This window comes from Achromobacter semiaridum (assembly GCF_053543755.1).
Window position 1 is genome coordinate 1 of record NZ_JBLVOL010000090.1, and the last position, 10,923, is coordinate 10,923.

General features: G+C 62.9%; 11 protein-coding genes and 1 tRNA gene. 6 read left to right on the top strand and 6 right to left on the bottom strand.

The genetic code is table 11. The features are described from left to right. Positions 1-95 precede the first annotated feature (95 nt). Complete coding sequence (locus ACNPP0_RS22220; RefSeq protein WP_046806678.1) at positions 96-938, bottom strand: cytochrome C assembly family protein; 843 nt, start codon at positions 936-938, stop codon at positions 96-98. A 106-nt stretch (positions 939-1,044) separates the two neighbouring features. Between ACNPP0_RS22220 and ffh the strand changes: the two genes are divergently transcribed. Continuing rightward, on the top strand, positions 1,045-2,451 hold the full coding sequence (gene ffh, locus ACNPP0_RS22225) for a signal recognition particle protein (RefSeq protein WP_046806677.1): 1,407 nt from the start codon (positions 1,045-1,047) through the stop codon (positions 2,449-2,451). 120 nt (positions 2,452-2,571) lie between these two features. Here the strand turns inward: ffh and lysM are convergent, their stop codons facing one another. From lysM to trmB, 4 genes are all read right to left on the bottom strand, one after another. Next, a complete protein-coding gene (gene lysM, locus ACNPP0_RS22230; protein WP_448707026.1) occupies positions 2,572-3,018 on the bottom strand; it encodes a peptidoglycan-binding protein LysM in 447 nt (148 codons plus the stop codon). A gap of 448 nt (positions 3,019-3,466) precedes the next feature. After that, positions 3,467-3,667, bottom strand: a complete 201-nt coding sequence (thiS, locus tag ACNPP0_RS22235) for a sulfur carrier protein ThiS (protein ID WP_448707027.1) — start codon at positions 3,665-3,667, stop codon at positions 3,467-3,469. Positions 3,668-3,679: 12 nt separating this feature from the next. Further along, positions 3,680-4,621: a prolyl aminopeptidase gene (gene pip / locus ACNPP0_RS22240; RefSeq protein WP_332610057.1), complete on the bottom strand. Its 942-nt coding sequence runs from the start codon at positions 4,619-4,621 to the stop codon at positions 3,680-3,682. Then, complete coding sequence (gene trmB, locus ACNPP0_RS22245; protein WP_448707028.1) at positions 4,621-5,445, bottom strand: tRNA (guanosine(46)-N7)-methyltransferase TrmB; 825 nt, start codon at positions 5,443-5,445, stop codon at positions 4,621-4,623. The genes pip and trmB overlap by 1 nt, the downstream gene beginning before the upstream one ends. 183 nt (positions 5,446-5,628) lie before the next feature. On the opposite strand from trmB, the gene ACNPP0_RS22250 reads away from it, so the two are divergent. The 3 genes from ACNPP0_RS22250 (at position 5,629) to ACNPP0_RS22260 (ending at position 7,618) form a co-directional block, all read left to right on the top strand. Then, a tRNA-Gly gene (locus tag ACNPP0_RS22250) sits at positions 5,629-5,702 on the top strand. Positions 5,703-5,981: 279 nt separating this feature from the next. Continuing rightward, a complete protein-coding gene (locus tag ACNPP0_RS22255; protein ID WP_223264725.1) occupies positions 5,982-6,392 on the top strand; it encodes a helix-turn-helix domain-containing protein in 411 nt (136 codons plus the stop codon). Next, entirely contained in the window at positions 6,392-7,618 is a 1,227-nt protein-coding gene (locus tag ACNPP0_RS22260; protein ID WP_448707029.1) for a type II toxin-antitoxin system HipA family toxin, read from the top strand. The genes ACNPP0_RS22255 and ACNPP0_RS22260 overlap by 1 nt, the downstream gene beginning before the upstream one ends. 26 nt (positions 7,619-7,644) lie before the next feature. Here ACNPP0_RS22260 and ACNPP0_RS22265 read toward each other — a convergent pair whose 3' ends face one another. After that, complete coding sequence (locus ACNPP0_RS22265) at positions 7,645-8,403, bottom strand: Crp/Fnr family transcriptional regulator (protein ID WP_448707030.1); 759 nt, start codon at positions 8,401-8,403, stop codon at positions 7,645-7,647. A gap of 189 nt (positions 8,404-8,592) precedes the next feature. On the opposite strand from ACNPP0_RS22265, the gene ACNPP0_RS22270 reads away from it, so the two are divergent. Further along, a complete protein-coding gene (locus ACNPP0_RS22270) occupies positions 8,593-9,807 on the top strand; it encodes an ABC transporter substrate-binding protein (RefSeq protein WP_448707031.1) in 1,215 nt (404 codons plus the stop codon). Positions 9,808-9,820: 13 nt separating this feature from the next. Beyond that, positions 9,821-10,735, top strand: a complete 915-nt coding sequence (locus tag ACNPP0_RS22275) for a beta-keto acid cleavage family enzyme (protein ID WP_332610061.1) — start codon at positions 9,821-9,823, stop codon at positions 10,733-10,735. The last annotated feature ends 188 nt before the right edge of the window (positions 10,736-10,923 follow it).

The window sequence follows — 10,923 nt, forward strand, 5'->3', positions numbered from 1 at the left end:
CGCCGGCCTGGCGGGCGGCCGCCATGCGGGCCGCGATGCGGGCCACGAACAGCACCGCGATGATCAGAACGATCCAGAACAACAACTTGCCCACGTCAGCCTCGATGCAGAATCATTTCCAGCACGAACCGGCTGCCGGTGTACGCCAGAATCAAAAAACCAAAACCCGTCAGCGTCCAGCGCAGCGCCACGCGGCCCCGCCAGCCCCACACGTGGCGGCCAACCAGCAGCACGCCAAACGTCAGCCAGGACAGCAGCGTGAAGACGGTCTTGTGGTCAAACGGCAGGATCTTGCCCGTCAGCTTCATGGACGCCACCGAGCCCGAGCCCACGGCCAGGGTCAGCACGATGAAACCGATCCAGATAATACGGAACAGCAGCTGTTCCTGCACCAGCAGCGGCGGCTGCGAGTCCAGCACGCGGCCGATGATGCTGCGTTCGGCGGGCGCGTCCAGCGGGCGGTGCAGGTGACGGTCAAGCAGGGCCATCATCATGGCGTGCAGCGCGGCGATGGTGATCAGGCCGTAGGCGGCCAGCGCAATCAAGAGGTGCACACGCAGCCAGGCGTCGTCCGCGTGCGGCACGAACTGGCCTTGCGGAAAAAGGGCGGCCAGGGCGCTGGCCAGGGCGGCGGCGGGCAGCAGCAGCAATTGCAGGCCGTCAATGCGCACCAGCAGGCTTTCCAGCCAGAACACCACCATGCCCAACCAGATGGCGGCGGACAGGGCCAGTGCCCACCCAATGAACAGATGCTGGGCGCCCAGCATCGCTTGTTGCAGGCCGATTCCCTGTAGAACCAGGGCCCCCAGCAGGCACAGACGGCCGATTTTGCCTGTCTGCTCAACTTCCCCGGCGCCGGCCAGGCGGATCCAAAGTGACCCCCCTAGCACTGCATACGCCAAGGCAGCCGCTGTGTGAAATACAATGCCGAGTGACATAGAAACCGTTGTCTGGATGGGGCCTTGGGGTGCGTGCCACCCGAAAGCGCAGAATCCGCGCCTGCGGCCACCGTTCAATCAACTAGTTTAAGCGGAAACGCCTCTCATGCTCGATAACCTAACTCAACGCCTATCGCGTGTCGTCAAGACGCTGCGCGGTGAAGCCCGCCTGACCGAGGCCAACACCCAGGAGATGCTGCGCGAAGTGCGCATGGCACTGCTGGAAGCCGACGTGGCGCTGCCCGTCGTGCGCGAATTTGTCGCCCGCGTGAAGGAAAAAGCGCTGGGTGAAGAAGTGGCCGCCAGCCTCAGCCCGGGGCAAGCCCTGGTCGGCGTCGTCCACAAGGAACTGACCGCCTTGATGGGCGGTGACCTGGGCGCCGACTCCAACGAACTGTCGCTGGCCGTGCAGCCGCCCGCCGTCATCCTGATGGCGGGCCTGCAAGGCGCCGGTAAAACCACCACCACCGGTAAGCTGGCCCGCTGGTTGTCCGAAGGGCAACACACGCAGCACGGCCGCAAGACCGGCAAGAAGAAAGTGCTGGTGGTGTCCGCCGACGTGTATCGCCCCGCCGCTATCGACCAGCTAAAAAGCGTGGCCGCTCAGGTCGGCGTCGATTTCCTGCCGTCCGACCCCAGTCAGAAACCCGAAGACATCGCGCGCGGCGCGGTGGACCATGCGCGCCGTCACCACTACGACGTGCTGATTCTTGATACGGCCGGCCGCCTGGGTATCGACGAAGCCATGATGCGCGAAATCCGCGCGCTGCATGATCTGGTCAAGCCGGTGGAAACGCTGTTCGTCGTGGATGCCATGCAAGGCCAGGACGCGGTCAACACCGCGCGTGCCTTCGCGGATGCGCTGCCCCTGACCGGTGTGGTGCTGACCAAGCTGGACGGCGACGCCCGGGGCGGCGCGGCCCTGTCGGTGCGCCACGTTACCGGCAAGCCGCTGAAGTTTGTCGGCGTGTCCGAAAAGCTGGACGGGCTGGAACCTTTCTACCCTGACCGCATGGCGCAACGCGTGCTGGGCATGGGCGATATCGTTTCGTTGGTCGAGCAGGCTCAAAAGAACATCGACATCGCCGATGCGCAAAAGCTGGCCGCCAAGATCAAGTCGGGCAACAAGTTCGACTTGAACGATTTCCGCGATCAGCTTGGCCAGGTGAAGAAGCTGGGCGACATGGGTTCGCTGCTTGAAAAGCTGCCGGCCCAGTTCCAGCAGGCGGCGGGTCAGCTGCAAGGCGGCCAGGCTGAAAAGCAGTTGCGCCGCACGGAGGGCATCCTGAACTCCATGACGGCCGCCGAACGCGCCAAGCCCGAACTGATCAAGGCGTCCCGCAAGCGCCGCATCGCCACCGGTTCCGGCGTGCCGGTCCAGGAAGTCAACCGCCTGCTGGCTCAGTTCGAGCAGATGCAGGGGATGATGAAGCAGATGAAGAAGGGCGGCATGGCAAAGATGATGCGCGCCATGGGCGGCATGAAAGGCCTGGGCCGCTTTGGCATGAAGTAGGCAAAAAAATGGCCAGACGTTGCGTCTGGCCAAGCGATCGCGGCAAGCAGGGGGCGCCGTGCCGCGACACAATCCGGAAAACGCATGGGTGTTCTCCGGCTTGTCGAGTTCAGCGGCCGCTTACGACAGCGGCGGAATGCGCAGCACCTGGCCCGGATAGATCTTGTCCGGGCTGGTCAGCATCGGCTTGTTGGCCTCGAAGATCAGCGTGTTCTTGGCGCCTTGGCCCTTTCCGTATTGCGCTTCAGCGATCTTCCACAGGTTGTCGCCCTTTTGCACCGTGTACATCTTGGCTTCCGGCGTGGTCTGCTTGACCTTCAACTGGTTGTCCACCGCCGCCACGCCCACCGTGTTGCCCAGCGCCAGTGAAATCTTCTCGGCGTCTTCCGTACTTAGCGCTTCGCCGGCTACCGTGACTTTGTCGCCGTCCACGGTGATCTGTAGGCCATCGGCATTCAGGCCGTGCTTATCCAGCTCTTTCTTCAGTTCGTCAGCCGTCGCGGCCTTGGCCTCGCTGGCGCCGAAAAGCTTTTCGCCTACGTCCTTGATGAAATTGAGCAGACCCATAGTGTTTCCTTTATCTGTGCTGCGGTGAGAAAACCAAGTCCCTGACGAGCGCGCGCGGCGGGCAACATGCCGTGGAATCCGGCGGGTGAAGGGGTGACGGGGTGACGCAAAGGCGCCCCGCTTGCCCCGCAATTTGCCGCGTATCGAGCCAACAGCAACGATTATTACTCGCGCAATTGCCGCCAGACGAGGGGTTATGGTGTAACAGGTTGCTAGGAGCGCGCCAGACTACGCAACAATGCTCGTCACTTTGCACGGTGACTCGCGCGCTTGGCGCAAACCTCATCGGGCAAGCCGTGCAATGAAGAAAGTTATTGGCACCACGTTGACGCCACCATCCCGCGCCATGCCACCCCCCGGCGCCACGCCAACATCCGCGCAAACGCAAAGGGCCGCTGATCATCAGCGGCCCTCTGTCGTTGCGTGCCAGTCAGTGCATAGCGGACGCTCAGCCTCCGCCCACCGCCACCACGATCTCGATCTGGTCGCCATCTTTCAGCGCGGTTTGCTCGTGCTGGCTCTTGGGCACGATCTCGCCGTTGCGCTCCACCGCCACGCGCTTGCCGGCATAGCCCAGCGTTTGCAGCAGTTCGATCACGGTCGTGTCCAACGGAAATTCCCGCGCGTCGCCGTTCAGGGTGATGTGCATGTCAGGGTGTCCTCACTGTTTTGCGTAAGCGTCGGTGGCGGCGATCAGGCGCGCCAGCGTGCCGGGTTCATCAAAGGCGTGGCCCGCGTCGGGCACCAGGTGGAAGTCCGCTTCCGGCCAGGCGCGATGCAGGTCCCAGGCCGTGCGCGCGGGCGTGCAGACGTCGTAGCGGCCCTGCACGATGGTGCCGGGTATGCCGCGCAGCTTGTGCGCGTCGCGTATCAGCTGGCCTTCTTCCATGAAGCCCGCGTTCACGAAGTAGTGGTTTTCGATGCGCGCAAACGCCAGCGCGGCGCGGTCGGCGGCGTGGCTTTGCTGGTGGCGCGGGCTGGGCAGCAGCGTAATGGTGCTGTCTTCCCATTTGCTCCAGGCCTTGGCCGCGCGCAACTGCTCGACCGGATCATCGCCCGTCAGCCGCTTGTGATACGCCGCGACCAGGTCGCCGCGCTCGGCTTCCGGAATGGGCGCCAGGTATTCTTCCCAGCGATCCGGAAACAGCCACGAAGCGCCTTCCTGGTAGAACCACTGGATTTCCGCGCGTCGCAAACCGAAGATGCCGCGCACGACCAGTTCGCTGGTGTGCGACGGGTGCGTCTGCGCATACGCCAGCGCCAACGTCGAGCCCCACGATCCCCCGAACACCAGCCACTTTTCGGCGCCCATGATTTCGGTGCGCAGGCGTTCGATGTCGGACACCAGATGCCAGGTCGTGTTGTTGTCCAGGCTGGCATGCGGCTTGGATCGCCCGCAACCACGCTGATCGAACAACAGCACGTTGTAGCGTTGCGGATCGAACAACTGGCGATGCACGGGCGAACAACCGCTGCCCGGCCCGCCATGCAGGAACACGGCGGGCTTGCCGTTCGGATTGCCCGACATCTCCCAATAGATCTGGTGTCCGTCTCCGGTATCCAGCATGCCGTGGCGGTACGGTTCGATCGGCGGATAGAGCATCAGGCGACTCGCTTGAAAATCAGGTCCCACACGCCATGGCCCAGGCGCAGGCCGCGTGTCTCGAATTTGGTCAGGGGGCGGTAATCGGGGCGCGGCGCGTAGCCATCGACCGTGTTGGCCAACAGCGGTTCGCCGCTAAGGACTTCCAGCATCTGCATCGCGTAGTCTTCCCAGTCGGTGGCGCAATGGATGTAGCCGCCCGGCGCGATGCGGCTGGCCAGCAGCGACACGAACGCGGGTTGCAGCAAGCGGCGCTTGTGATGGCGCTTCTTGGGCCACGGGTCCGGAAAGTACACGTGCACGCCGGCCAGCGAGTCCGGCGCGATCATGTCGCGCACGACCTCGACCGCGTCGTGCTGGACGATGCGCAGGTTTTGAATCTTGGAATCTTCAATGCGGCGCAGCAGCGAGCCGACGCCGGCGTTGAACACTTCCACGCCCAGGAAGTTGTCGTCCGGACGCGCCAGCGCGATCTTCTCGGTGGTCTCGCCCATGCCGAAACCAATCTCCAGCACCGTCGGCGCTTGTCGACCAAATGCCGCGGCGGGGTCCAGGCGGCGGGGCGCGTACGGAATGGACCATTCGCCCATCAACCGTTCCAGCGCGGCCAGCTGGCCTTGGGTGATGTGGCCACGGCGGTGCACAAAGCTGCGGATGTGCGTCGCGCCGGGGCTGTTCGGCGCGTGGGCGGTGCTGGCCAGCGCGGCCTGCGTCTCGGGGGAAACGGCGGCGGCGGCGGGCGCCGAAGCAGAGGAATCGGCGGTCGTGTCGGAGGTGTTCACGGGGGGCGTCGCGGGCTTGTCCGCGGGGTTGTTCGTATTCATAGCCCCGAATTGTAGTGGCAGGTGCCGACCCGCGGAGTCAGCCGGATGCACTAAATAAGGGACGTATCAACCCGCCATGACGCGCAAGCGCGGCGGCCAGCCAAAATTCCTGCCCGAATCCAAAAAAAGCCGCGCTATAATCGCCGACTCTGCCAGGGACCCGCGCTCTGGCACGACACCCGAGCGGGTGTAGTTCAATGGTAGAACGGCAGCTTCCCAAGCTTCATACGAGGGTTCGATTCCCTTCACCCGCTCCAACTCTCCGGCTTGCACGCTATTCGTGCGACGATCGATCCCGTCTGTTTGACGCCCGTCGACGCTCGTGCCCGCCCCTTGCGTCCGGCGGCACGTTGAAGGCGTAGTTGTCATATCGCCAAACCGAACCGTCGCACGCGCAGTCAGCCAAATATGAATCCGTGAATCAATTTAAACGTCATATTTGAATAGTTAACGGGACTTGCTTGTCTGGCAAATCGCGATATGTTCATATATGACCGTCTACGGGCAGTTTGCCTTCATATTTGACCAAGCACCCCATGCCTTCCACCCCAAAATCTGCCGAGCACCGTGTCGCTATGCCGCGCCCCGTCGAGCGTGCACTGCATCGCCTGGGACAGGACATCTCGTCCGCTCGCCGTATGCGCCGGCTAAGTCAGGAAGACTTGGCCGAGCGCATTGGAACCTCACTAAGTACCGTCAGGCGCATGGAAGACGGCTATCCCGGCACCGCCCTGCACACCTTCCTGCGCGCGTTGCATGTGCTTGGTCGCCTGGACGCCGTGGCCGAGGTTTTGGCCATGGAAAAGGACGCGCTTGGCATGGCGCTGATGCGTGAAAATTTGCCGCAGCGGGTTCGCACATCGCGTGGCCGAAAATTGGGCATGTCCGATTCTCAGCCCGGTCAAACCCAATCGACGAATGACAACGAAGAGCTGGAGGGTTTCTGATGGCGCCGAAGGTGATCCGGCGTGGAGACCTGGAGGTTCATCTGGGGTCCAGCGGGCAAGTGGTAGGACGGCTGTATTTGGGTAACGGCAAGCGCGGCGCGTTCCAGTACGACGAGCGTTGGCTGCAAAGCCCGCGTTTTTTCACGCTATCGCCCGACCTGTTGCCCGTCTCGGGCATCCAACATCCTGAACAGACGTTTTTTCGCGCGCTGGAAGACACTGCGCCCGACTCCTGGGGCGAGCGTGTAATCCGGCGCGCGCATGCGAGGTTCCGGCAGAAAGACCGGGACACGCCTGCGCTCGAGCCTGTCGACTTCTTGCTATGGGTTGACGACGAGGCCCGTGTCGAAGCGCTGCGTTTGTTTGACCCTTCCGCTCAAATCTATCTTCGCGCCGACGACACGCATGGAAAAGTGCCGCCATTGCTGAAGCTGGATAACGTTGTGCGAGCCGCCCGAGCGCTAGAGGCCGGAACGGAGAGCGAGCAGGACCTGCAATACCTGCTGGGGCAGGGCACCTCGCTTGGCGGAGCCCGGCCCAAATCGACGGTGTTAGACCACGATGGACGTTTAGCCTTGGGCAAGTTTCCTAGTCAGGCGGATCAGCGCGACATTATCCGTGGCGAAGTGATGGCAATGCATCTTGCCAGCAAGGCTGGCGTCAATACGGCAGTTGCGCGTGTGGCGGTTGTTGACGGAACGGCGGTGGCCATTATTCGGCGTTTTGACCGTACCGACAATGGCGGGCGCATCCCCTACGTGTCCGCCGCGACAATGCTGCAATCCGATGGTCGGGACACGGTGCATGCGTATACCGAATTGGTGGATGTTCTGTTGCAGGGCGGCGCCAACCCTATTGCCGATATCCATCAGTTGTGGCGACGCCTGGCTTTCAATTTTCTGATCTGCAATACCGATGATCATTTGCGGAATACGGGTCTGCTGTACGACGCGCGCAACCATGGATGGCGATTGTCGCCGGCGTTTGACTTGAATCCGATGCCTGGCGACCGTCGCGAGAGCAAGACATGGCTGACCGACGATTCGGGGCCAATCGACAGCCGCGCCATGCTGATGGAGGGTGCCGCCTATTTCAGGCTGGATGCGCAGAAAGCAGCTGCAATCTGGACAGAGGTGGCTCAGGCGGTGGATAGCTGGCGCGAGGTGGCAAAGGGGCTGGGCATGCAACGCTCCGGCTTGACGGATTTTGAGCCGGCATTTCTATGAAGGCATTGCCCAACCTCGGCAGGCTGCTATCGATTGCCGGCATCATCCTCGATCATCGCCCGCCGATACAGCGCATCCTTATCCAATATCGTCATTCCGCCGTAGTGCGTTCGTAGCACGCCCGCGCGCGCCAGCCGCGTTAGCGCGGCGTTGCAGCGTTGGCGGGACACGCCGCACAGGCTGGCGATTTCTTCCTGGGATATCTTCAAACGCCCCTGCGTATCGGCATGGCGTTCGGCATCGAATTGCGCCGCCACGGCGCGGGCTACGGTGGTGTCGACGTCCAGCAATACGTTGCCGGTGTAGCAGGCCATCAGCCAATTGACGCGCTGCGCCAAATGCATCGTCACTGCCTTGGTGAATTCGATGTTGTGATTCCACAGCCGTTCGCAGGTGTCGCGCGGCAGGATCACGATGCGGCTGGGGCGCAGCGCCACGACCTCATATTCGAAGCGCTCGCGGCGCAGCATCGTGGCTTCGCCGAACCAGCTGCCGATGCTGAAACCGGCCAGCGACAGGCACTTGCCGTTCGCACCCGGCGACGTCCATTTCACCAGCCCTTCGACCACGCCGTACCACCCCAGCGACTTCGACCCCGCGCGAAAAAGATATTCGCCGGTGGTCAGCGTCACCGTGCGCAATTCCGAGCGGACCAGATTGCGTTCCAGTTCGGGCAAGCCGTTGTACCAGGGCACAACGCTCAACATCCTGTCCACCGGACACGCGGCCGGCTTGCACGCGGGGACGCCGGTCTGGCTGCCTGTGCTTGCGGTGGATGCACGCATGGTTGCTCCGTTCGACAAAAGGGGGAAAGGCCAAAAGGGAAAAAGGCGAAAAGGAGAAAAGGAGAAAAGGCGCTCAGGTAAACCCTAGGCCGCTTTGTCACCATGATGACTGTACGGGCCAGTGGGCGGTCTCAGAATAGTTGAAGCATCAAGAGCCAAAAAACATAAGAGGAGACAGGTATGTTGTCAATGCCACGCATCATGTCCGGCGGCGCGCTCGCCTGGGGCGTCGCCGTGTCGCTGCTGCACGCCGGCGCCGCACACGCCCAGATTTCGGACGACGTTATTCGAATCGGGTTCATCACCGACCTGTCCGGCGTGTACTCGGGCCCCGATGGCCCGGGGGGCGCTGAAGCCATCAAGATGGCAATCGAAGAAATGGGCGGCGAGATCAACGGCAAGAGAATCGAACTGTTGACGGCGGACCATCAGAACAAAGCGGACATCGCCTCGGCCAAGGCGCGCGAATGGTTCGACCAGCGCGGCCTGGACATGCTGATCGGTGGCACCAATTCCAGCACCGCGCTGGCCATGTCGCAGGTGGCGGCCGACAAGAAGAAACCCATCATCGTGGTGGGTGCCGGCGCGCCCGCACTGACCAACGAGCAATGCACGCCCTACACGCTGAACTACGCGTACGACACCGTCGCGCAGGCGCGGGGCACGGGCGCCGCCGTGGTCAAAGCGGGCGGTAAAAGCTGGTACTTCCTGACGGCCGATTACGCCTTTGGGAATGCGCTGCAAGCCGATACGACGAAGGTGGTCGAGGCGGGCGGCGGCAAGGTCGTGGGCTCGGTCAAGCACCCCTTGTCGGCCAGCGATTTTTCGTCGTTCCTGTTGCAGGCGCAGGGCAGCAAGGCCGACATTCTTGCCTTGGCCAATGCCGGCGCGGACGCTACGAATGCGATCAAGGCCGCCAACGAATTCGGCGTGACCAAGACGATGCGGCTGGCGGGCATGATCATGTTCATCAACGACATCCACGCCATGGGACTGCCCGCCACGCAGGGCATGTACCTGACCGACAGCTGGTATTGGAATGCGTCGGACGCCACGCGCGCCTGGGCCCAGAAGTTCTTTGAACGCCGCAACGCCATGCCGTCGTCGCTGCAAGCGGCCGATTATTCCGCCGCGCTGCAATACCTGCGCGCCGTCAAGGCCACCGGCACCGATGACGCCGACCGCGTGCTGGCGTATCTGCGTCAGAACAAGCTGAACGACATCTACATCAAGGATGGCGTCGTGCGCCCCGACGGCCGCGTCGTGCACGACATGTACCTGCTGCAAGTGAAGACCCCGGACGAGTCCAAGCAGCCTTGGGACTACTTCAAGGTGCTGCAAACCATCGACGGCAACGAGGCCTTCACCAAGCAGTCCGAAAGCCGCTGCGCGCTGTGGAAATAAACCGGAGACCGCCATGGCTAAACGCAAAGTCATCGTGACCATCGCCCCGACCGGGGGCATGGCATTCAAGACCCAGAACCCGCATCTGCCTACGCAACCGGCAGAGATCGCCGAGGACGTCTACCGCTGCTACAACGCGGGCGCCAGCGTAGTGGCGCTGCATGCGCGCCGGCCCGACGACCAGGCGACGTGCGATGCGGCGATCTATCGCGACATGAACCAACGCATCCGCGAACGCTGCGACATCGTGCTGAACAACTCCACCGGCGGCGGCGTGCATGGCGACATGGTCAGGGAAACGTCGCCCGGCACCTGGGAGATCCTGTGGGAAGAGCGCCTGAAAGGCATGGATGCCGGCGCCGAAATGTGCACGCTGGACGCCACCACGCTGAACCTGGCGTTTGGCGACCGCGAATACCTGATGAACACGCCGCTGACCAAGGCGCGCGAACTGGCGGCAGGCATGAAGGCGCGCGGCATCAAGCCCGAATGGGAAGTCTTCAGCCCCACGCACATCCTGCAAGACGCCACCACACTGATCGATGAAGGCCTGGACGAAGGGCCGCATTTCATCAACCTGGTCATGAACGTGCACCGCAATTTTCAGAACGCAATGCCGTTCTCGCCGCGCCATTTGCAGATGATGGTGGACCTGCTGCCGAAGAACAGCATCTTTTGCGTCAGCGGCATCGGCCCGTCGCAACTGGAAGCCAACATCAGCGCCTTGCTGCTGGGCGGCCATGCGCGCGTGGGCCTGGAAGACAACCTGTATTACCGTCATGGCGAGCTGGCCACCAATGTGCAGCTGACCGAGCGCATCGTGCGCATCATCCGCGAAATGGACATGGAACCGGCCACGCCCGCCGAAGCGCGCCAGATCCTGGGGCTGCCCTTGCAAAGCGGTATCCGGCCCGAATTCGCGGTGTGACAGCAACGTTCGTAGAACTCCGGGTTTTCCAGTGGGGGGCTTTTCCATAAACTGATCGGCCCACCCCATAACGAGAACGCCATGAGACAGAGTCTTCCCACCCTGGGCGCCGCCCTGGTTCTTTCAGTGTGCGCGCAGGCCGCGCTGGCACAGGCAGCCCCCGCCGCCGGCGGCACCGCCCCTGCCGC

Excerpts from the sequence above, each read along its gene's own strand:
- thiS (WP_448707027.1), bottom strand. The coding sequence starts at position 3,667 with ATGCACATCACCCTGAACGGCGACGCGCGGGAATTTCCGTTGGACACG.
- ACNPP0_RS22270 (WP_448707031.1), top strand. The coding sequence starts at position 8,593 with ATGCCACGCATCATGTCCGGCGGCGCGCTCGCCTGGGGCGTCGCCGTG.
- ffh (WP_046806677.1), top strand. The coding sequence starts at position 1,045 with ATGCTCGATAACCTAACTCAACGCCTATCGCGTGTCGTCAAGACGCTG.
- lysM (WP_448707026.1), bottom strand. The coding sequence starts at position 3,018 with ATGGGTCTGCTCAATTTCATCAAGGACGTAGGCGAAAAGCTTTTCGGC.
- ACNPP0_RS22275 (WP_332610061.1), top strand. The coding sequence starts at position 9,821 with ATGGCTAAACGCAAAGTCATCGTGACCATCGCCCCGACCGGGGGCATG.
- pip (WP_332610057.1), bottom strand. The coding sequence starts at position 4,621 with ATGCTCTATCCGCCGATCGAACCGTACCGCCACGGCATGCTGGATACC.
- ACNPP0_RS22255 (WP_223264725.1), top strand. The coding sequence starts at position 5,982 with ATGCCTTCCACCCCAAAATCTGCCGAGCACCGTGTCGCTATGCCGCGC.
- ACNPP0_RS22220 (WP_046806678.1), bottom strand. The coding sequence starts at position 938 with ATGTCACTCGGCATTGTATTTCACACAGCGGCTGCCTTGGCGTATGCA.
- ACNPP0_RS22265 (WP_448707030.1), bottom strand. The coding sequence starts at position 8,403 with ATGCGTGCATCCACCGCAAGCACAGGCAGCCAGACCGGCGTCCCCGCG.
- trmB (WP_448707028.1), bottom strand. The coding sequence starts at position 5,445 with ATGAATACGAACAACCCCGCGGACAAGCCCGCGACGCCCCCCGTGAAC.
- ACNPP0_RS22260 (WP_448707029.1), top strand. The coding sequence starts at position 6,392 with ATGGCGCCGAAGGTGATCCGGCGTGGAGACCTGGAGGTTCATCTGGGG.